Origin of the sequence: Streptomyces sp. NPDC005820 (assembly GCF_040630255.1) — a bacterium.
Classification (GTDB): Bacteria; Actinomycetota; Actinomycetes; order Streptomycetales; family Streptomycetaceae; genus Streptomyces.
The window spans coordinates 12073-32501 of record NZ_JBEXXE010000026.1; the positions used below are offsets into that span (position 1 = coordinate 12073).

16 protein-coding genes, 2 tRNA genes and 1 pseudogene are annotated in these 20429 nt (G+C 72.6%); 13 read left to right on the forward strand and 6 right to left on the reverse strand.

What is annotated here, in order from left to right; genetic code table 11:
- The first annotated feature begins 261 nt into the window (after positions 1-261).
- The 5 genes from ABZ464_RS29465 to ABZ464_RS29485 all read left to right on the forward strand — a co-directional run bounded on the left by ABZ464_RS29465 (position 262) and on the right by ABZ464_RS29485 (position 5277).
- Positions 262-1161: an OB-fold domain-containing protein gene (locus tag ABZ464_RS29465; RefSeq protein WP_359281517.1), complete on the forward strand. Its 900-nt coding sequence runs from the start codon at positions 262-264 to the stop codon at positions 1159-1161.
- Positions 1158-1607 (forward strand): MaoC family dehydratase, encoded by a 450-nt coding sequence (locus tag ABZ464_RS29470; protein ID WP_359281520.1) that lies wholly within the window; start codon positions 1158-1160, stop codon positions 1605-1607. Before ABZ464_RS29465 ends, ABZ464_RS29470 begins: the two co-directional genes overlap by 4 nt.
- Complete coding sequence (locus tag ABZ464_RS29475) at positions 1604-2773, forward strand: lipid-transfer protein (RefSeq protein WP_359281522.1); 1170 nt, start codon at positions 1604-1606, stop codon at positions 2771-2773. The genes ABZ464_RS29470 and ABZ464_RS29475 overlap by 4 nt, the downstream gene beginning before the upstream one ends.
- Before the next feature lie 158 nt (positions 2774-2931).
- On the forward strand, positions 2932-3480 hold the full coding sequence (locus ABZ464_RS29480) for a SigE family RNA polymerase sigma factor (RefSeq protein WP_359281525.1): 549 nt from the start codon (positions 2932-2934) through the stop codon (positions 3478-3480).
- 117 nt (positions 3481-3597) lie between these two features.
- Positions 3598-5277, forward strand: coding sequence for a long-chain fatty acid--CoA ligase (locus ABZ464_RS29485; RefSeq protein WP_359281527.1), 1680 nt, complete (start codon positions 3598-3600; stop codon positions 5275-5277).
- 96 nt (positions 5278-5373) lie between these two features.
- On the opposite strand, the pseudogene ABZ464_RS29490 reads toward ABZ464_RS29485, so the two are convergent.
- The 3 genes and pseudogenes from ABZ464_RS29490 to ABZ464_RS29500 form a co-directional block, all read right to left on the reverse strand.
- Positions 5374-6096 (reverse strand): annotated as a pseudogene (locus ABZ464_RS29490) (hypothetical protein); the annotation flags it as partial.
- 270 nt (positions 6097-6366) lie between these two features.
- A complete protein-coding gene (locus tag ABZ464_RS29495) occupies positions 6367-10749 on the reverse strand; it encodes a PAS domain-containing protein (protein WP_359281529.1) in 4383 nt (1460 codons plus the stop codon).
- 340 nt (positions 10750-11089) lie between these two features.
- Complete coding sequence (locus ABZ464_RS29500) at positions 11090-11623, reverse strand: SSI family serine proteinase inhibitor (protein ID WP_359281530.1); 534 nt, start codon at positions 11621-11623, stop codon at positions 11090-11092.
- 163 nt (positions 11624-11786) lie between these two features.
- Between ABZ464_RS29500 and ABZ464_RS29505 the strand changes: the two genes are divergently transcribed.
- The 4 genes from ABZ464_RS29505 to ABZ464_RS29520 all read left to right on the forward strand — a co-directional run bounded on the left by ABZ464_RS29505 (position 11787) and on the right by ABZ464_RS29520 (position 14525).
- Positions 11787-11880 (forward strand) — tRNA-Ser (locus ABZ464_RS29505).
- Positions 11881-12076: 196 nt separating this feature from the next.
- Positions 12077-12149 (forward strand) — tRNA-Arg (locus tag ABZ464_RS29510).
- A 645-nt stretch (positions 12150-12794) separates the two neighbouring features.
- Positions 12795-13898: a M23 family metallopeptidase gene (locus tag ABZ464_RS29515; protein WP_359281531.1), complete on the forward strand. Its 1104-nt coding sequence runs from the start codon at positions 12795-12797 to the stop codon at positions 13896-13898.
- 156 nt (positions 13899-14054) lie between these two features.
- The gene (locus ABZ464_RS29520; protein WP_359281533.1) at positions 14055-14525 is read left to right on the forward strand and encodes an NUDIX domain-containing protein; all 471 of its coding nucleotides are present in this window, start codon (positions 14055-14057) and stop codon (positions 14523-14525) included.
- Between the two features lie 142 nt (positions 14526-14667).
- On the opposite strand, the gene ABZ464_RS29525 is transcribed toward ABZ464_RS29520, so the two are convergent.
- On the reverse strand, positions 14668-15534 hold the full coding sequence (locus ABZ464_RS29525; protein ID WP_359281534.1) for an AraC family transcriptional regulator: 867 nt from the start codon (positions 15532-15534) through the stop codon (positions 14668-14670).
- Between the two features lie 239 nt (positions 15535-15773).
- Complete coding sequence (locus tag ABZ464_RS29530; protein WP_359281535.1) at positions 15774-16571, reverse strand: hypothetical protein; 798 nt, start codon at positions 16569-16571, stop codon at positions 15774-15776.
- Positions 16572-16856: 285 nt separating this feature from the next.
- On the opposite strand from ABZ464_RS29530, the gene ABZ464_RS29535 reads away from it, so the two are divergent.
- Entirely contained in the window at positions 16857-18008 is a 1152-nt protein-coding gene (locus tag ABZ464_RS29535; RefSeq protein ID WP_359281537.1) for a hypothetical protein, read from the forward strand.
- On the opposite strand, the gene ABZ464_RS29540 is transcribed toward ABZ464_RS29535, so the two are convergent.
- Complete coding sequence (locus ABZ464_RS29540; RefSeq protein ID WP_359281539.1) at positions 17998-18504, reverse strand: MarR family transcriptional regulator; 507 nt, start codon at positions 18502-18504, stop codon at positions 17998-18000. The genes ABZ464_RS29535 and ABZ464_RS29540 overlap by 11 nt on opposite strands.
- Before the next feature lie 114 nt (positions 18505-18618).
- On the opposite strand from ABZ464_RS29540, the gene ABZ464_RS29545 reads away from it, so the two are divergent.
- The 3 genes from ABZ464_RS29545 to ABZ464_RS29555 all read left to right on the forward strand — a co-directional run bounded on the left by ABZ464_RS29545 (position 18619) and on the right by ABZ464_RS29555 (position 20331).
- On the forward strand, positions 18619-19032 hold the full coding sequence (locus ABZ464_RS29545; RefSeq protein WP_359281541.1) for an HGxxPAAW family protein: 414 nt from the start codon (positions 18619-18621) through the stop codon (positions 19030-19032).
- Positions 18989-19870: a DUF2797 domain-containing protein gene (locus ABZ464_RS29550; protein ID WP_359281544.1), complete on the forward strand. Its 882-nt coding sequence runs from the start codon at positions 18989-18991 to the stop codon at positions 19868-19870. Before ABZ464_RS29545 ends, ABZ464_RS29550 begins: the two co-directional genes overlap by 44 nt.
- Positions 19871-19977: 107 nt before the next feature.
- Positions 19978-20331: an antibiotic biosynthesis monooxygenase gene (locus ABZ464_RS29555; RefSeq protein WP_359281546.1), complete on the forward strand. Its 354-nt coding sequence runs from the start codon at positions 19978-19980 to the stop codon at positions 20329-20331.
- Positions 20332-20429: the final 98 nt, after the last annotated feature.

The following is a 20429-nucleotide window of genomic DNA, read 5'->3' on the forward strand; positions in this document are numbered from 1 at the left end:
CGGGGACGCCGGCTCCGGTCTCCGCCGGAATGTGCTCCGTGGGGGTGTGACAGCGACTGCGCGGCGGTGCCTCGGCACCGCCGCGCAGTCGTGTCCGGGCGGCCGCCGCGCGGGCGTGTCCAGGCCCTTGTCGTGCCGTCGGGTCCACGCCACCCCGGCCGCCCTCCCGTGACCTTGACACCGCCCCCTATCTGACGGACAGTCAGAAACCTGCCCGAGCGGTGATTTTCGAGCGGTGACTTTCCGGAGGGAGCGGCGACCGTGGACGACGACGGGCTCCACGCACGTCTGAAGGCCTACGAGGGCCGGCCCGCCGCCGTCGCCGGCACCGGCCGGGACCCCGTCAACGCGCCGATGATCCGCCACTGGTGCGAGGCCATGGGCGACGCGAACCCCGCGTACACCGGGCCCGACGCCATCGCCCCGCCCACCATGCTCCAGGCCTGGATCATGGGCGGCCTCGGCGGACACGGGGGTCGCGCCCCGGCCTACGAGGAGCTGCTCGCCGTCCTCGACACTGCGGGCTGCACGGCGGTCGTGGCCACCGACTGCGAGCAGGAGTACGTCCGCCCGCTGCGCCCCGGCGACGAGGTCGCCTTCGACACGGTGATCGAGTCGGTGTCGGAGCGGAAGACCACCAAGCTGGGCACCGGCCACTTCGTCACCACCCGGACGGACGTCAGGGTCGGCCGCGAGCTCGTCGGCACCCACCGCTTCCGCATCCTCAAGTACGCCCCGGCCCGCCGGAAAGCGGCACCGCGCGAGCGCCGGCCCCGGCCCGTGGTCAACCGCGACAACGCCGGTTTCTGGGAGGGCGTGCGCGAACACCGCCTCCTCCTCCAGCGCTGCGTCGCCTGCGCGACCCTCCGCTTCCCGTGGCTGCCCGGCTGCCAGGGCTGCGGCAGCCCGGAGTGGGACACCGTGGACGCGTCCGGCGAGGGGACCGTGTTCTCGTACGTCGTCCTGCACCACCCGCCGTTCCCGGCCTTCGCGCCGCCTTACGCGGTCGTCCTGGTCGAACTCGCCGAGGGGGTGCGGATCGTGAGCGAGGTGGTCGGAGTGCCGTACGACAAGGTGCGGATCGGGATGCCGGTACGGCTCGAGTTCCGGCGGGACGACGACGAGCTGACGCTTCCCGTGTTCCGGGCGGTGACGGTGTGAACGCCGGCGATGCGCTGCCCCCGCTGGAGATCGAGATCACCCGGACGCTGATCGTGGCCGGGGCGCTCGCCTCGCGCGACTACCAGGACGTCCACCACGACCCCGAGGCGGCCCGTGCGAAGGGCTCCCCGGACGTCTTCATGAACATCCTCACCACCAACGGCCTGGTCGGCCGCTACCTCACCGACACGTTCGGCCCGCAGGCCCGGATCCACAAGGTCGCCATCCGGCTGGGGGCGCCCAACTACCCCGGCGACACGATGGTGCTGCGCGGCACGGTCGAGGAGGTCGGCGCGGACGACACGGTCGTGGTGCGGATCACCGGCGACAACGGCATCGGCCGGCATGTCACCGGCACGGTCACGCTCACCGCGCCGGGCCTGGCCGACCCGCACCAGGGCATCGGAAGCGTGACGGTCACCCTCCGGGAGGACGACCCGCGATGAGCGTACGCGCGCGTGACGAGCTGGGCGGCCGGGCCGCCGTCGTCGGCATCGGGGCCACCGAGTTCTCCAAGGACTCGGGGCGCAGCGAGCTCGGGCTGGCCACGGAGGCGGTGCGGGCGGCGCTCGACGACGCGGGGCTGACGGCGGCCGACGTGGACGGCCTGGTGACGTTCACCATGGACACCAGCCCGGAGATCACCGTGGCGCAGGCCTGCGGGATGGGCGAGCTGTCCTTCTTCTCCCGGGTGCACTACGGGGGCGGGGCGGCCTGTGCGACCGTCCAGCAGGCGGCGCTCGCGATCGCGGCGGGCGTGGCCGAGGTGGTGGTCTGCTACCGGGCCTTCAACGAGCGCTCGGGCCGCCGTTTCGGCTCGGGCGTACGGCACCGGGAGCCCACGGCGGAGGGGGTGGCGCTGGGCTGGGTGATGCCGTTCGGGCTGCTCACCCCGGCCTCCTGGGTGGCGATGGCGGCCCAGCGGTATCTGCACACCTACCGGCTGACACCGGAGGAGGCCTTCGGGCCGGTCGCCGTCACGGCCCGCCGGCACGCGGCGGCGAATCCGGCGGCGTACTTCCACGGCCGCCCGATCACCCTCGCCGACCACGCCTCCTCCCGCTGGATCGCCGAGCCGCTCAGGCTGCTGGACTGCTGCCAGGAGACGGACGGCGGCCAGGCCCTGGTCGTCACCTCGGTGGAGCGGGCCCGCGATCTGCCGCATCCGCCCGCCGTGATCGCGGCGGCCGCGCAGGGCGCCGGGCGGGCCCAGGAGCAGATGACCAGCTTCTACCGCGACGACCTGACCGGGCTGCCGGAGATGGCCGTGGTGGCCCGCCAGCTGTGGCGCACCTCCGGGCTCGCGCCCGCCGACGTCGACGTGGCGGTGGTGTACGACCACTTCACGCCGTTCGTGCTGATGCAGCTCGAGGAGTTCGGCTTCTGTGCGCCCGGTGAGGCGGCCGGTTTCGTCGCGGAGGACCGGCTGCCGCTCAACACCCATGGGGGGCAGCTCGGGGAGGCGTACCTCCACGGTATGAACGGGGTGGCGGAAGCGGTACGGCAGTTGCGCGGCACCTCCGTCAACCAGGTGCCGGGCGCGGCCCGGACCCTGGTGACGGCCGGGACGGGAGTGCCCACGTCCGGCCTGGTCCTGACCGCCGACGGCTGAACGCCGGCGGTACGTCTCAGGGTCGACCCGTAGTACTCGGCGTCCTCCGCTCCACCTACAGGAGGTGGAGGCAGCACCACCCCTACAACCTGAGGCGGACCTGTCTTCGGCACCTGCGGGCGATCCGGATTACAGGGGCTCACTCCTAGCGTGGAGCCATGACCACACCCGTCTGCACCAGCGCCTCCCACGGCCAGAGGCGGCCGTCTCCGTACCCGTCCTTCGCGTCGTACGTCAGAGACCGCCAGCCGGTGCTGCTGCGCACCGCCCGGTCGCTCACGGCCAACCCGAGCGACGCGGAGGACCTGCTGCAGACCGCCCTCACCAAGACGTACGTCGCGTGGGAGCGGATCGAGGACCACCGGGCGCTCGACGGCTATGTCCGCCGCGCGCTGCTGAACACCCGCACCTCGCAGTGGCGCAAGCGCAAGGTCGACGAGTACGTCTGCGACGAGCTGCCCGAGCCGGAGATCGGGCCCGGCGAGGAGGACCAGGCCGAGCGGCAGGCGCTGCACGACGCGATGTGGCGGGCGATCATGAAGCTGCCGGACCGCCAGCGGGCGATGGTCGTCCTGAGGTACTACGAGGACCTCAGCGAGGCCCAGACGGCCGAAGTCCTCGGGGTCTCGGTGGGCACGGTGAAATCGGCGGTGTCCCGGGCGCTCGGCAAGCTCCGCGAGGACCCTGAGCTGGGGCTTGTCCGCTAGCGTGCCGACGTGGTGGTTTTACCGGGGCTTTAAGTGAGGTGATCGATCATCGCTACCTAGTGACATACCACGCGGTATGTGCGCAGAATCAGCGCAACCGTTACCACCGCGTAGGCAATGTCGCCGCCCAGGGAGGACGCCGTGCTGAGCACCATGCAGGACGTACCGCTGCTGATCTCGAGGATCCTGACTCACGGGACGAGGATCCACGGGTCGTCGCGGGTGACCACCTGGACGGGCGAGGGCGCCCCGCAGCGCCGCACCTTCGCCGAGATCGGCGCCCGCACCGCCCAGCTGGCCCACGCCCTGCGCGAGGACCTCGGCGTCGAGGGCGACGACCGGGTCGCCACCCTCATGTGGAACAACGGCGAGCACGTCGAGGCGTACTTCGCGATCCCCTCCATGGGCGCGGTCCTGCACACCCTCAACCTGCGCCTGCCCGCCGAGCAGCTGGCGTGGATCGTCAACCACGCGGCGGACAAGGTCGTCATCGCCAACGGCTCCCTGCTCCCCCTGCTGGCCCCGCTGCTCCCGCACCTGCCGACGGTCGAGCACGTGGTCGTCTCCGGCCCCGGCGACCGTTCCCTCCTCGCGGGCGTCCGCCCCCAGGTCCACGAGTACGAGGACCTCATCGCCGGAAAGCCCACCGACTACGACTGGCCCGAGCTGGACGAGCGCTCGGCCGCCGCCATGTGCTACACCTCCGGCACCACCGGCGACCCCAAGGGCGTGGTCTACAGCCACCGCTCGATCTATCTGCACTCCATGCAGGTCAACATGGCCCAGTCGATGGGCCTCACCGACCAGGACACCTCGCTCATCGTGGTCCCCCAGTTCCACGTCAACGCCTGGGGCCTGCCGCACGCCACCTTCATGACCGGCGTCAACATGCTGATGCCGGACCGCTTCCTGCAGCCCGGCCCGCTCGCCGAGATGATCGAGAGCGAGAAGCCGACCCACGCCGCCGCCGTGCCCACCATCTGGCAGGGCCTGCTGGCCGAGCTCACCGTCAAGCCGCGGGACGTCACCTCCCTCACCCAGGTGACCATCGGCGGCTCGGCCTGTCCGCCCGCCCTGATGTCGGCCTTCGACGACCTCGGCATGCGGGTCTGCCACGCCTGGGGCATGACGGAGACCTCCCCGCTCGGCACCATCGCCCGCCCGCCGGCCCATGTCGTCGGCATGCCCGAGGAGTTCGCCTACCGCCTCACCCAGGGCCGCTTCCCGGCCGGCGTCGAGGCCCGCCTCACCGGCCCCGGCGGCGAGCGCCTCCCCTGGGACGGCGAGTCCGCGGGCGAGCTGGAGGTGCGCGGCCCGTGGATCGCGGGCGCCTACTACAACGGCCCCGGCGCCGAAGCCCTGCGCCCCGCCGACAAGTTCAGCGAGGACGGCTGGCTGAAGACGGGTGACGTCGGCACCATCAGCCCCGACGGCTTCCTCACCCTCACCGACCGCGCCAAGGACGTCATCAAGTCCGGCGGCGAGTGGATCTCCTCGGTGGAGCTGGAGAACGCCCTGATGGCCCACCCGGCCGTCGCCGAGGCGGCCGTCGTCGCCGTCCCCGACGACCGCTGGGGCGAGCGCCCGCTGGCCACGGTCGTCCTCAAGGAGGGCGCCAGCGCCGACTTCGACACCCTGCGCACCTTCCTCGCCGAGGAGGGGAAGATCGCCAAGTGGCAGCTCCCGGAGCGCTGGACGATCGTCGAGGCGGTCCCGAAGACGAGCGTGGGCAAGTTCGACAAGAAGGTGCTGCGCCGGCAGTACGCCGAGGGCGCGCTGGACATCACCCAGCTCTGAGTACGGCTCTGAGTACGGTGGAAGCGCACGTCGGGCAGGTCACCTCGCGGCACCTGCCCGGCGTGCGCCGGTTTCAGCGTCGTACGGCCTGGTGGTTCACCGTCGTACGGCCGTGGTGCTCCACCCCAGCGCCAGCCACACCCCCGCCACCGTGACCACGCCGCCCCAGCCGAAGTGGGTGAAGGCGAGGCCCGCCAGGGCCGAGGCGGTGGCGCCGCCGGCGAAGCCCGCGACGACGTAGGCGCTGTTGGCGGTGGCCGGGGACGAGGTGGTGGTCAGGGCGAGGGTCTGGTTGGCGACATGGGAGGCGACCAGGGCCGCGTGGATCGCGACGGCGGCCACGAAGAGCGCCGGGAGCGCGTGCCCGCCCAGCCAGAAGAGCGGGACGGAGACGGCGGCGAGGACATAGGCGTTGCGGACGACCTTGGCGGCGCCGAAGCGGTCGACCAGGCCGCCCGCCAGCGGCGCGACCACGCTCGCCGCGAGCCCGAACAGCCCGAACAGCCCGGCCGTCGCGGTCGACAGCGCGTACGGCTCACCCGTCAGCAGCAGCGCCAGCGAGGTCCACAGGGCGCTCCACGCGCCGTACATGCCGGCCTGTCGTACGCAGGCCCGCCACAGGTCGGGGGAGCGGCGGACCAGTCCGGGCATGGTGCGCAGGCCGCTGAGGAGACCGCCCTCGCGGGGTCGGCGGTGTTCGACGGGCAGGGCGGCGGCGGTCAGCAGGCCGAGGACGGCGGTGAGCACGGCCGCGCCCAGGAACACCGCCCGCCAGCCGAAGGCCTGACCGGCGAGTCCGCCGAGGACCCGGGCCGCGACCGCCTGCGGGCCTCCGTCAAGGAGGCGGTACGCAGGGTGATCAGGCCCGATCTCCCCTAGAGCCTGTCGTCAAATTCCCGTCTGCCCCGCGACGCCTGGCACGCTCCCCCAGAGGGGGCACCCCCACTCGCCGCACCGGGCGCAGACCCAAGTACGTCCAGTACGAGCGTCTACGCCCGGCACGCCGAGAGCACGCGCCAGACGCCGCGGGGCCGCCCTTCGGGCGACGACGGGAATTTGACGACAGGCCCTAGCGGGCGCCGGTGGGTGCTAGTTGGTGCCGATGCGGGACAGCAGGTCCACGATCCGGACCTGCACCTCGGCGCTGGTCGACCGCTCGGCCAGGAACAGCACCGTCTCCCCCGACGCCAGCCGGGGCAGGTCCGCCTGGTCGACGGCGGCGGTGTAGACGACCAGCGGGGTGCGGTTGAGCTGGCCGTTCACCCGCAGCCAGTCGATGATCCCGGCGAATCCGGCCTGCCGCCGGTGCACCTGCATCAGGTCCATCACCACCAGGTTCGGCCGCAGCTGTCCCGCGAGCGTCACGGCGTCCGCGTCACTGGCCGCCCGCGCCACCTGCATCCCACGCCGCTCCAGCGTCGCCGTCAGGGCCAGCGCGATCTCCGCGTGCTCCTCGATGAGCAGTACGCGCGGCGGGTGCTGCTCACTGTCCCGGGGCGCCAGCGCCTTCAGCAGTACGGCGGGGTCGGCGCCGTAGGCCGCCTCCCGCGTCGCCTGCCCGAGACCGGCCGTGACCAGCACCGGGACCTCCGCGGCCACGGCCGCCTGGCGCAGCGACTGCAGCGCGGTACGGGTGATCGGCCCGGTCAGCGGGTCCACGAACAGCGCGGCCGGGAACGCGGCGATCTGCGCGTCGACCTCCTCGCGCGAGTGCACGATGACGGGCCGGTAGCCGCTGTCGCTGAGCGCCTGCTGGGTGGAGACGTCCGGCGCGGGCCACACCAGCAGCCGGCGCGGGTTGTCCAGCGGCTCCGGCGGCAGCTCGTCGTCCATCGGCATCGGCCGCGGCGGATCCGCCACCTCGACGGCCCCACCGGGACCGTCCAGCGGCTCGGGACCCTCGGCGGCGTTCTCGTCCGGCGCCCCTATGGCGTACGACCGCCCGGCCCCCTCGGTCGCCCCCGGAACGAGCCGCGGCTGTCCGACGAGGGAGGGCTGGGGCAGCGGCTGTCCGGCGAGGGACGGCTGCGGGGGCAACGGCTGTCCCGCGAGCGAGGGGTGCGCGGGCAGGGGCGCCTGACCCGCCACGGGCTGCTCGGCCGGCGGATGCGGACGCGCCGTCTGCTCCGGGCGGGACGCCGGGTCCGGCGGGGTGCCCAGCTTGCGGCGACGCCCGGAACCGCCCGGTGAGTGCGGGGCGGGAGTGGCCGTGGCCTGCGCGGCGGGCTGCGCCTGCTGGACCTGGGCGGCCTGCCGGGTGAAGGGGACCCCCTGCCCCAGTGTCCGCACACTGATCGCCCGGCCCTGCGTGGAGTTCGGGTCCATGGGCAGCGCCGCGGCCTCGGCGGGCAGCGGCTGCGCCACGGGGGCCTCGGGCGGGAGGGGGGTGCCTGTGCTGGGGGTGGCGGTCGGCGGAGTGGGGACGATCTGGGCGCCTGCGGCGGGCGTTCCCTGGGCGGCGCCGGGGGTGGCCTCGGCGGGGAGCGGCCGGGCCTGCGCGGGGGTCGCGTTCGCGGGCTGCGGTTGGGCGGGCGCGGCGGCGGCTGCCTGGGGCGGGACGGGCTGACCCGGGGCGGCCTGAGGGAGGGCCGGGCGGCCGGGCAGGGCCTGAGCGGGGAGGGGGTGGCCGGGGACGGGATGGCCGGGGACGGGATGGCCGGCAGGGGGGACCGGCTGGCCGGGCTGACCGGCAACGGGTACCGGCGGCTGCCCGACGGCCTCCAGGCCCAGGCCCTGTGGCTGCTGCGCTTGCTGCGCCTGCGCGGCCAGCTGCGCTTGCTGTGCCTGTGATGCCAGCTGTGCCTGCTGTGGCTGCTGTGCCTGGGCCGGAGCCGTGGCCTGGGCGGGGACGCCCCCGGGTGCGACCGTGCTCATGGGGGCGACGGGGAGGGCCCCCGGCTCCCCGGGCTGGCCGACCGCGCGACGGCGGCGGCCGGTGGGTGCGTTCGTGGGGTGCGGCTGGGGCGGGGTGTGGTCCTCGGCCTGGTCCTGCGCCACGGCGTCATGACGGCCGTGGTCGATGAGGGCGTCCTCGGAGGTGCCCTGGGCGGGAATCTGGGCCACCGGAGCCTGGCCGGGCATCGGCACGGGCACCGGAACCGGCCCGCCCTCCTGCGGCTGACCGTCGGCCGCCCGGTCCGCCTCGGCCGGCGGCAGGGCGAACACCGTGCGCGGCCCCGACTCCTGCGCGGCGGCACGCTCGGACGCGGCGGCGAGGGCGCGCCGCCGACGCCCGGTCGGCTGAGCATCCTCGGCGGACACGGGAGCACCGGCGACCGCGGGCAGGGCGGGGGGCAGGGCGTTCTGCTGTCCTTCGTCGCGGGCCCGTCGTCCGCCGGGCGGCGCGGGTACGCCCTGGGGCGGAACGGTGCCGCCCAGTCCCGTGCCCGCGGCGGCCGTACCGGCCGCGCTCTCGGCGGCGGTCACCACCGCGCCCTCGGCCACGCCCGCACCGGCCACCTCGAGGGCCCCGGCGTACCCGGTGTTCCCCGGGTTCTCGGCGGGACGGCCGCGGCGCCGGCCGGAACCGCCGGAGGCGTCCTCGGCCCCCTCGGCTCCCTCGGGCAGCTCACCGGGCGTCTCGTCGGCGGCGGGGCCGCGTCGGCGCCGACGCCCGGTGGGCGGCGCGTTCTCCGCCTCGGCGCTTTCGGCCGGGCCCGGCACCTCGCCCTCCAGGAAGGCGTCCACGGAGGACCGGCGCGCCCGTCGGCGTCCGTGCCCCTGCTCGGCGGGCTCGCCGGCGTCGGGGGCGCTCTGCGCCGGAGGCAGGGCGGCGGGCAGCGCGGCGGGCGCCGGAGGGGCGACCGCGCCCGCTCCACCCCCGAGGGGGACCTCGAGGACGTACGCACTGCCGCTCATGCCCGGCACCTCGTGCGTCTGGAGCACGCCCCCGTGGGCGCGCACGATCCCGCGCACGATCGGCTCGTGCACCGGGTCGCCCCCGCTGTACGGCCCGCGCACCTCGATCCGTACGACCTCGCCCCGCTGGGCGGCCGCGACGACGACCGTGTTGTCCATGTAACCGCCCGCCGAGACGGGCGCGTTGCCGGTGGCGTCGACGCCCGCGACGTCGGCGACGAGATGGGCGAGCGCGGTCGCGAGCAGCCGGGCGTCGACCTCGGCCTCGATGGGCGGCGCGTGCACGGCGAACTGCACCCGGCCGGGCCCGATGAGCTCGACGGCGCCGTCGACACCGGCGGCGACGACGGCGTCGAGCATCACCTTCGTACGGGCGATCGTCTCGCCGCCCGCGTCGAGGCGCTGGTAGCCGAGGACGTTGTCGATGAGGGTGGTGATCCTCGAATATCCGGCCGACAGGTGATGGAGCACCTGGTTGGCCTCGGGCCACAGCTGCCCGGCGTCGTCCGCGGCGAGCGCGGCCAGCTCGCGGCGCAGTTCGTCGAGGGGGCCGCGCAGGGAGGTCGCGAGGAGGGTGAGCAGCTGGTCGTACCGCCCGGCGAGGGCGTCGTACCGGTCCTTCTCCCGCTCACCGAGGGCCGCGTAGCGCTCCTCGGCGTCGGCGACCTCCTCCGAGTGCTGCTCGCGCAGCTCCTCCAGCTCGGTGACGTGCTGCTGGCGGAGCGCGGTGAGGTCGGAGGCGTGCTCCTCGGAGAGCCGCTCCAACTCGTCCTCGTGCCGCTTCTCGACGCCTTCCTTCTCCGCGACGAGATCGTCGTACGACCGCCGGTCGGTGAAGGTCATCACGGCGCCGACGAGCTGGTCCCCGTCGCGCACGGGAGCGGTGGTCAGGTCGACCGAGACCTTCTCGCCGCCCTTGGACCACAGCACCTGCCCGCGCACCCGGTGCTTGCGCCCGGAGCGCAGGGTGTCGGCGAGCGGCGACTCGTCGTACGGGAAGGGCGAGCCGTCGGCGCGCGAGTGCACGATGAGGGTGTGCAGCTCCTTGCCGCCGAGATCGCTGGCGCGGTAGCCGAGGATCTGCGCGGCGGCGGGGTTGACGAGCACGATGCGCCCGTCCGTGTCGGTCCCGACGACGCCTTCGGACGCGGCCCGCAGGATCATCTCGGTCTGCCGCTGCGACCGGGCCAGCTCGGCCTCGGTGTCGACGGTGCCGGTCAGGTCCCGAACGACGAGCATCAGCAGCTCGTCGCCGCTGTAGCCGTAGCCGTCGTAGGCCTGCTGGCCGTTCTCCAGATTGGCGCTGGTGACCTCGACGGGGAACTCGGAGCCGTCGGTGCGCCGGGCGACCATCCGGGTCGGCTTGGTCCGCCCGCGCGGGTCCATGTGGTCGGGCCGGCGCATGGACCCCGGGATGAGCTTCGAATCGAACTGCGGAAGCAGATCGAGCAGCCCCCGCCCCACCAGAGCCGTACCGGGCGTCTCGAAGGCCTCGAGCGCGATGGTGTTGGCGTTGACGACGGTCCCGTTGGCGTTGACCAGCAACAACGCATCGGGGAGCGCGTCGAGTATGGCTGCGAGGCGAGCAGCGCCTCGGGATGGCCTGCTGCTCACGAGTCGCTTCCTCCCTGTTACCGCACCTTGCCGACCGCTCGGGCCATCTTGCCAACCGGTCCGCAGCGTGTCACGCGAGGGAGTCTAAGGGCTGGGTCCCCGTCACAGGCCCCGGATGAGAGGGAGCTCGCACGACGAAGTGACACAGAACGTGTGACCGTCGTATGACCTTCGTGGGAGATGTACGGGACGGGTGAACCCGCCGTGGGCGGCCTGTGCACGCGGACGCGCCCCAGGACGGCAGCGACAGAACGGAATCCGGGCTACCGCCCTCGGGGCAGCGGGGCGGGTCAGGGGGTGGGGTGAGGGGTGGGGTGAGTGGGGTGAGTGGGGTGACGGGTCAGGGGGTGGTGGAGGCGGGTCGAAGGCCGGGCTGTGCGGGCAGCAGCGGCACCATCCGGTCCCACCGCTCGATCTCGCACCCGTTGCGGCGGTCGTACGTCGCGTCGACGGGCCGCCCGGCCCAGCGGCCGGTGACATGGGCGGTGGCCGCTCCGCCGTACCGCATGGTGCACACGGAACCGCTCGGCACCGGGGCGAAGGGGTCCCGCCCCCAGCGGGTGCCGCGTTCCACGGTCCGGCACGCGCCCGACACGTCCGGGTGACGGCCGCCGCCGGGCCGGCACCACACCTCGAACACCCCATCGACCCGGTCACCCGCGTGCCGGACGGTGACGACGAGGTGATCCTGATCCGCCCGGTCCTCCTCCCGGACGGGCGGGGGCGCGAGGGCGGCGCCGGCGGAGGCGGGAGAGGGGAGGAGGGCGCCGAGGGCCAGGGCGACGGCGAGGGCGACGGCGAGGGACAGGGCGACGGTGCTCCGGCGCCGTGGGGGAGGGCTGCTGCTGAGCGGGATGGCGGTGACCTGCGACATGCCCGGACCAACGCGGCGCCACGCCGGACGTTCCGCAGGGGAAGCCCTTTGCCCTGTGACCCGACTGCCTAGTACCGTGGACGTCGATTGGTGACAGCACGCTCGACTGTGTCATCATCTGCACGCACCACTCGCACCCACGCGAGACGCGAGAGGTTGTGCTGGAGGCGTCGCCTAGTCCGGTCTATGGCGCCGCACTGCTAATGCGGTTTGGGCCTTAAAGCCCATCGAGGGTTCAAATCCCTCCGCCTCCGCCAGATCCCTCGAAGCCCCGGTCCGTTCACGGCCCGGGGCTTCGTCGTCCCCTCTGACCCCCTCTGAGGCCGTTTCCGCAGGTCACAAGGGGTATGGCAAACGGATTTCACATGTCGGCGGCAGTCATGTAATGTTCTTCCTGTCGCCGAGAGCGGCCCGGAAGGGCAAGGATCGAAGACAAGAAAAACCGAATAACAAGCACTCGTAGCTTAACGGATAGAGCATCTGACTACGGATCAGAAGGTTGCAGGTTCGAATCCTGCCGAGTGCACACAGGTGAGAGGCCCCGGAGAGATCCGGGGCCTCTTGCGTTTTGGGGCATCTGCGAGTACCGGAGGATGCGCGTGTTCCGAAGCGGGATCACCGGTGGCCGGCGCGGCGGGCCCGCAGGGCGAACACGGGTGAGGTTGCCAGGCTCGATGGGCGTCCCGTACTTCGTGGATCTGACGGCCCGCCCGCTGGATCCGGTGGTCCACGTACAGCTCACCCGTCTCGAAGTCGATCGACTTCCAGGTGAGCCCGTCGACTTCACCCCGGCGGACCTCGTTGTCCGCACGTGCAGCGCCCCGAAGCCGCCGTGAGGCGAGGGCTTGGTGGGCGGTGCGGCTGGACGGGTGCAGTTCGGCGTCCGACTCCGGTGCCCTCCGCCCGGAGCGGCGTGCCGCCGGATTACATGGGCCTGCGCCTCGGCGCGGGGCGTGCCGGCGTCCTTCGCGGCCCGGGATCCGACGAATGAAAGAGCGCAATGGCAGAGCGCGACCCTCGCAACCGCACTGGCCGCAGCCCGCTACTTCGCGGGCTCGCCGCTGCCGTGCTCGCGGCCGGCATGCTGGTGGCCTCAGCGGGAACCGGACACGGAACCGGCGCGGCCACTCCGGCGCCCGGCGCACAGTTCACGCCGTTGACGGCGGCAGTGATGACCGAACCGACGCCGTTCGTCGCCACGGACGGCAAGACGCACCTCTCGTACGAACTGCTCACCACGAACGCACTGTCCAGCAGCACGCAGGTGCGGCTCGACCGTGTCGACGTCCGAGACGCCCGCACACAACGGGTCATCGGCTCGCTGAGCGGGCAGGCGCTGGCCGAGGCAGCCCATCCGGTGGGCGACCCCCTGCCGGGTGCGGACGGGTACACCCCGCCGCCCCCGGCACCGACGCCGACCGTCATCCAGGGCTCCCAGCAGTGGATCATCTGGCTCGACCTGGCCCTCGACCGCGGTCGGCAGGCGCCCAAGGTCCTCGAACACCATCTCTCGGGTGCCGTCCTGACCCCGTCCGGACCCTCCGCGTTCGAGGAGACGGTGCAGGCCACCCGGACCGCCGGCACCGCGCCGTTGAACCTGCGCCCGCCGGTCCGCCCCGGCACCTGGTACTCCAGCGAGTCGTGCTGCGGCAACACGCACCACCGGCGCGGCCTCGCCCCGATCAACGGTCGCTTCTATGTGCCGCAGCGCTTCGCGATCGACTGGTACCGGGTCGGCGAGCGAGGGCAGACCTGGGAAGGCGACCCCACACGGCTCACCAGCTACCTGAGCTACCGTCAGCCGGTCGTGGCCTCGGCCGGCGGCAGAGTGGTGGAGGTTCAGGACGGACTCCCGGACAACCCGCCGCCCCTCACGCCGCCCATCCCGCCGATCGAGGACACTGTCGGCAACCACGTCACCCTGGAAGTCGCGCCGGGCCGCTATCTGCTCTACGCCCACCTGACGGCCGGCTCGCTCAGGGTTCGGGAGGGCGACCGGGTCGAATCCGGCCAGGTCCTCGGGCTGATCGGCAACAGCGGCAACTCGACCACGCCGCACCTGCACTTCCAGGTGATGACCACAGCCGAGTTCTTCCCGACCGACAGCCCGCCGTTCACCTTCCGGCAGTTCCGCGTCGTCGGACAGGTCGAACCCCGGATCTGGGACGACAACCTGGGCCTGCAGCCGACCGGCGTCCTGCCGATCACGCCCTCGCCGTACGACGGCCGTCATCGTGCGCGGTATCCGCTCGACCGCGAGGTGCTGGAGTTCTGACCGGACTCCGGTCGGGCCGACCGCGGGCCGCCGCAGGGTAAGACGCTCCTGTTCCGTTCTGACTCGACAGCCCGCCGGCAGTGGCGGAGACGAGCACGGGAAGTCGTACCCCTGAGGCAGGCATCCCAGGGCGACGCCGGTCCGAGAAGGGTGAGCATGGCCCGTACCGAGTACTACGACGATCCGGACGCCCCGGAGCCCAACAGTCTGGTCGTCGCGGCGTCCGCGGTGGTCACCGACGACGAAGGCCGCATTCTTCTGCAGCGCCGGCGGGACAACGATCTCTGGGCGCTGCCCGGCGGCGGCATGGAGATGACCGACTCGCTGCCGGGAACCGCCGTCCGCGAAGTGAAGGAGGAAACGGGCCTGGACGTGGAGATCACCGGGCTCGTCGGGACCTACACCGACCCTCGCCACGTCATCGCCTACACGGACGGTGAGGTGCGTCGACAGTTCAATGTCTGCTTCACCGCCCGAGTGGTCGGCGGAGGACTCGCTCTCTCCGACGAATCCACGGAGCTGCGCTTCGTCTCGGAGGAGGAACTGGGCAAGCTGCCCATGCACCACACGCAGCGGCTACGGATTCGGCACTTTCTGGAACATCATGAGCAGCCGTACCTCGGTTGACATCGGAAGGGGAAGCGCGCGAACTCCTGGGACGGTGACGATCACGGTGAGCCCCAGGAGATCGTCTCCCGGGGCCATTCGGCCGATTGAGCGCCGCGTGGTGGAGTCCCGACCTCCGTGACCGTTTCGAGGGCCCGCCCGTTCAGGCCGTGGTTCGCTCCACGGGGATCCACAGCTCCGCGTCCGCCTGCGCGGCATCCGGCGACAGCCGGGTCCGCAGGATCTCGGGTCCCGGACGGCTCCGGTACGGATTGGACGGGAACCACTGGGTGAACACGTCCCGCCAGAGGTACTGCAGCGCCTGCGGAAACGGCCCGGAGCTCTCGAACACGGCCCACGTCCCGGCCGGCACGGTGAGCGCGTCCATGTCCTCGGGCGCGTCGGCTCCGGTCACCACCCCGTGGTAGTAGTCGAGTTCGGTTCCTTCCGCCCGACTCGCGTCGAGGTTCGCACTCACCCCCACGATCCCCTCCGGCTCCTGATCGGACAGGCCCCGCATCCGCTGCAGCGTCTCCTGCCCGAGACCCCGGATGAAGTCGGCGATGGCGGGATTCATCCCCTCGTGCACCAGCGGAACGCGCGCCTTCCTGCCCACCACACGGAACTCGTCCTTCTCCACGACCCGGTATCGCATGCTGCTACTCCCTTCGACGATGAGGCGGAAGGACAGCCGTTGCTGGGACTGCAGAGGCGCACCGGACCGTCTGGCCTCGCCGGGCCCGACGCCGTGCATGGCACGGAACGCACGCGCGAACGCCTCCCCCGACGTGTAGCCGTACCGCACGGCGATCTCCAGCAGTGTCCGCTCTCCGGCCAGCACCTCGGCGCCGGCGACCGTGAGCCGTCTGCGCCGGATGTACTCCGACAGCGGCACTCCCGCCAGCGCGGAGAACATCCGCCGCAGGTGATACTCCGAAGTCACCGCGATCCGCGCCAGGTCGGCCACCTCGATCCGCTGATCAAGGTGGCGTTCGATGTGCTCCATGGCCTGGTTCAGCCGTTCCAGCACCCCGGCCCCCTTCCCTTCGAGCACTCACGTTAGGAACGGACCACCCTGCCGGACCCGACATTCCCGTGCCCGATCCGGTCGGGTACGAGAAGCGGCCGACGACCCGCACGCCTCGGCGCCGCCGTACGGATCGTGTCCGTCGGCTAGGGCCTGTCGTTTGGATCAGGTCGCAGGACATCGACGGGTCTGTTCGGTGCCGGTGAGCCCCCGCGTCTGCGGCCTGATCCACACGACAGGCCCTAGGGGCCGCCGTGGAAGAAGCCGGACTTCAGGTCATGGGCGACGGCGTCGAGCGGATGCCCGCTGACGATGAACGCTCCGCTCCAGGACGCGCTGAGCGCGAAGAGCAGCGCCAGGCTCAGCCCGACCACGCTCGCCAAGCCCGCGACGAGCAGGGACGTGCGCAGGCCGGTGCGGAAGACCAGTGCGCCCGCGTTCACGATCAAGGCCAGCCCACTGGCCACGAGCGTCACGACGTAGAGCACGGGAACATCGCGCGAGGCCGCCGCGATGCGGGCGCGGCGACCACTGGTGACACCGTCCAGGGACACCACCAGCTCCGTTCCCGTCGTGGTGCCCACCGCGGGCCGGGCCGCCTCGGCGCGCACACTCCGCTCCAGGCGGGCGATCGCGCGAGCGGTCGTCGGGTCGTCACCGGACGCCGCTGCCGCGCCCTTCCATTCCCTGGCCCGGGTGGTCTGCAGGTAGTCCAGTAGCGCCGTCTGGATCGGCTCCGAACGGACGCGCGGACTGGTCGCCGCCCATGCCAGGCGGGAGGCCGCGGCCGCCTCGTCGCTCACCAACGCCTCCGCCGCGCGCAGATAGCCGGCCTCGCTGGCCAGGGTGAGCGCCGCAAAGATCGCGAAGGCGGCGCCGAGGGACGACATCAGGGGCATGGCGATCTGCGGCACCCGGTCGTGTTCCCCGGCCGGTACGAGCACCCGGACGCCGACCCGCGCCGCCGCCGTGCCCAGGAGGGCGAGCAGGAGCCCGCCCACGACCAGCACCACCGCCGGCAGCGAGGTCAACCAGTTCACACATCACCCCAGCGATCACTTTCCATGAACGCTTCATGGTCACAGGTGAAGGGCCTGCGACGCTCGCGACGCCCTGCACGGCATCCCGCTTCGTGGGCCGAACAGCCGAACGGTCGAATACGGTCCGAAGCAATCCGGCGACAACATCCTTCCGGTTGGATGCGTTCGAACTCCGTTACGATCGGCCTCCGTTACGATCGGCGGCCCGGTGCCTTCACTGCCGCCCATCGCCGTCCATGTCGCCCGATGCGTTCGGCGTAGCTCTCGTGGAAGGACGCCCCGACAGTGCAGGGTCCGCTGCCGCGCCGGTCCAAGGGACCGTCGGCGATCGCTGCGGCGTCCGCCCGGGGCGCCGGGCCGGGGGCCGGGGACGGTTCCGAGGAGGACCCCCGGGGCGCGGCAGGCGGTGAGCCGGAGGCGGAGGAGCAGCCTGCGGTGATGTCCTCGGCGGCCGAGTCGTTCGTCGCGGAACTCGGCGGACCGGAAGCGGCGGCCGGTGCGGCCGCGAGCGGCGGCCGTTCCGGTGCGGCGGTGCGGCCGGGCGGTGTCCGTCGAAGTGCGGTGGCCGGCGGGGCGCGTGATGGTGACGATCGCGCCGGGACCGTCTCTCCCGGGCAGGCCGCGGCGGAACCGGCCCTGCGGCGGCGGTTGCCGCGGGCCGCGTTGTTCGCCGGCGTCGGAGTCCTCGTCGCGGCGCTGATCGCCGGTGTCTTCGTCGTCCGCGACGGCGGTGACAGCCGGTCCTCGGCGGCCGTGCCGGGTGCCGGGCCGGATCACACCCAGGGGGGCGGGACGTACGGTCCGCCGCCGAGCGTGCCCGGGTCGGCCTCGGCCTCCGCGTCCGCGTCGGTGTCCGCCTCGCCGTCGGCCGACCGGAAGAGCGCCTCGCCGAAGGCGTCGTCGACCACGGATCCGGACACCGCCGGCACGTCGTCCGGCGCGGACGACCAGGACGAGCCGGCCGCCACCAAGCGGACCGGTTCCGGAACCGGTACCGGAGCCGGGACCGGGACCGGGACGGGCAGTGGCGACAGCGGCAGTTCCTGTTCCTCCGGCGCGGGCTCCGGCCCCATCACCGACTACTCGATCTGCCTGTCCTCCGGAACCGTCACCTTCCGGGCCTCCTTCCACGCCTCGGACAGCTACTATCACGTCTTCATCGACACCGACGGCGACACCTCGACCGGCTACCAGCTTCCCTATCCGTCGCCCTCCGCCCTGGGCGCCGACTACATGATCGAGAACGGCGGCCTCTACCGGAGCCGTTCGACGCAGTGGAGTTGGAGCGAGCTGGGGACCAGCCCCTCGATGGCGGTCAGCGGCTCCACCCGGACCTGGACGCTGCCGCTGCGGGGCATCGGCTCACCGAGCGGGACCCAGCGGGTGGAGTTCCACGTCGGTTCCGACTACACCTCGGTCGTCTCCTTCACCCCGTGACGGGCTCCCCGTCCTCGTCGGCGCGGCGCTCCTCGCGGTACGCGTTCGCCAGTGCCGTCGCCCGGGTGAACCAGTCCGCCAGGACCGCGGTCTCCTCCGGGGAGTAGTCCGCGAAGAGCTCGTTCAGACGGTCGTAGTACGGCTGGTAGAGCGCGTACGCCCGGGCCACCGCGGAGGGTACGGCGGCCACCCGGACCCTGCGGCGGTCCTGGGGATCGGGGCGCCGGGTGACGTAACCGGCGCGTTCCAGCCGGTTCAGGATGCCGGTGACCGCGCCCGTGGTGACGTGTACGCGGGTCGCCAACTCGCCTGCCGTCAGCAGATCCTCGCCCGCCTGGAGGACGTAGGCGAAGCAGGTCAGGTCGGTGACGTTCAGGCCGAGGCGCTGGGCCATCTCCTGCTGGCCGATCATGCTCGCCGCGATGAGGTCGTCCATGGCCGAGATCGCCTGGGCGGGCGTCGCCGCGGGGCGGGGGCGGGGTGGCTGCGCTGTCATCGCGGGCAGGGTTCCTCTCGGAGGGTTCGTGCTGGGTCCTTGTTATCTGCTTTCGGTTTCTCTTACCTTGTAAGAGGTTCAGAACATCAACCTCTTAGATGGTGAGGGAATTGCGTGGCAGGTCATCAGTACGACGAGGGGCACACGGTCGCCGGCTGGACCGGCTTCGGGATCGCGACCGCCGGGACCGCCGTGATGGGGGTCGGGGTGTGTGCCGTCTCCCCCGCTCTGCTGGTCGGCGGGGGTGCCGTGGCGGCCGTGAGCGTGCTGGTCACCTGGGCGCTGCACCTGACCGGGTGGGGCAAGCCGCCGGGGGTGCGGCCGCGGGCGGAGTGGGGGATGCGGGTGCGGGACACCTCGGCCCGGGACGGTCATCCGGAGTGCGTCGGATGCCTGCTCGCCGCGCGGCCGGCCGCGCGGAAAGCCGGGCGTGAAGTCGCAGCTCAGGGCGCGTTGTCAGGGGTGGGGGCTAGCGTGGTGGGCGATGGTACGGGCATGGAGGTGCGCGGGGCTGCGGTGGGCGACTGAGGGTCCCGTGCTGCTGTGGGACGGAGGGCGGCGCAGCCCGCTGTCCTGGGGGAAGCGGGTGGCCTTCGCGGTCGCGGAAGGGGGTGTACGGGAGTGTGTCGGGGCTCGGGGGCATGCGTGCCCGGTGCGGGCGGCGGTGTCGCGGAGGAGTGCGGGGGCGCGGTGCGAGGAGTGCGCGCGGCTGGACCGGGCGCATTCCGTCGCCGCGGACGGGGTCGCCGACGACCCCCGGCCGTACCGGGTGTATCTGGCGTGGTTCGGGCCGGGGCTGGTCAAGGTCGGGATCACGGCGGTCGAGCGGGGGCCGGCGCGGCTGCTGGAGCAGGGGGCGGTCTGCTTCAGCTGGCTGGGCGGCGGACCGCTGATGGCCGCCCGGCGGACCGAGGAGCTGCTGCGGGCGGCGCTGCGGGTGCCGGACCGGATTCCGTACGCCGAGAAGCGGGCGGTGCGCGGTGCCCTGCCGAGGGACGGGGAGGAGCGGATCCGTGAGCTCAGGGAGTTGCACGGGCGGGCCGTGGAACTGGCGCAGTGGCCGGAGTCGTTGACCCGCGCGCCCTTCGAAGGCGTCGACCATCTGCGGGTGTTCGGACTGGACACGGCACCCGCCGCCCGGGGTGAGGTGAGCGAGCTCGTCGCCGGCGGCGTGGTGAGCGGGGAGCTGGTGGCCGCGGCCGGGCCCGATCTTCATCTGGCGGGCGGGGAGGGGGTGATCGTGCTGGACACACGGTTGATGAGGGGGTGGGAGCTGGTTCCGGAAGGCGCTGGGGGAGATGCGGAAGTGCGGGTTCCCGTGCGGGAGTTCAAGGAGGGCGGGCCTCTGCAGGACGGCCTGTTCTGAGCGGGTGCCACCCGGGCCGGCCCTCGGGTAAAGACTTGGATCCCGGACGGATCCCGTTCGGCAAGGTCCCTGGACCCGTGGCGGCCCCTCGGCCGATCGTGGACGACATGAGCGAACAGCGGATCACTCCTGTCCCCGCACATCGGCCGCCGTACTACGCCGTCGTCTTCACCTCCCTGCGCGCCGAGCCGGACCCGGGGTACGGCGAGACGGCGGAGCGGCTCGGGGACCTCGTGAAGGACGTCCCGGGGTTTCTGGGAGAGGACTCGGCCCGTACCCCGGGAGGGCTCGGGATCACCGTCGCCTACTTCCGGGACCTGGCTGGAATCGAGCGGTGGCGGGCACACGAGGAGCACCGGGCCGCCAAGGAGTACGGCAGGGCACACTGGTACGAGCGGTACTCCCTGCACATCGCCAAGGTGGAACACAGTCACGGGTTCGAGCGGCCCGGCACCGGCTGATCGGGGACGACGGGCGGTGAGCAGGGCCGGAGCCGCCCGAGATCAACTCCGCGTCAGGGGTTGCCAGGCATTGCCTGAGAGGCTCCTGTGAGTTTCTC

Bases quoted from the DNA above. Each gene is read 5' to 3' on its own strand.
- ABZ464_RS29520 (WP_359281533.1), top strand. From the start codon at position 14,055: ATGGCCCGTACCGAGTACTACGACGATCCGGACGCCCCGGAGCCCAAC.
- ABZ464_RS29550 (WP_359281544.1), top strand. From the start codon at position 18,989: ATGGTACGGGCATGGAGGTGCGCGGGGCTGCGGTGGGCGACTGAGGGT.
- ABZ464_RS29555 (WP_359281546.1), top strand. From the start codon at position 19,978: ATGAGCGAACAGCGGATCACTCCTGTCCCCGCACATCGGCCGCCGTAC.
- ABZ464_RS29540 (WP_359281539.1), bottom strand. From the start codon at position 18,504: ATGACAGCGCAGCCACCCCGCCCCCGCCCCGCGGCGACGCCCGCCCAG.
- ABZ464_RS29515 (WP_359281531.1), top strand. From the start codon at position 12,795: ATGACCGAACCGACGCCGTTCGTCGCCACGGACGGCAAGACGCACCTC.
- ABZ464_RS29485 (WP_359281527.1), top strand. From the start codon at position 3,598: ATGTCGCCGCCCAGGGAGGACGCCGTGCTGAGCACCATGCAGGACGTA.
- ABZ464_RS29500 (WP_359281530.1), bottom strand. From the start codon at position 11,623: ATGTCGCAGGTCACCGCCATCCCGCTCAGCAGCAGCCCTCCCCCACGG.
- ABZ464_RS29475 (WP_359281522.1), top strand. From the start codon at position 1,604: ATGAGCGTACGCGCGCGTGACGAGCTGGGCGGCCGGGCCGCCGTCGTC.
- ABZ464_RS29480 (WP_359281525.1), top strand. From the start codon at position 2,932: ATGACCACACCCGTCTGCACCAGCGCCTCCCACGGCCAGAGGCGGCCG.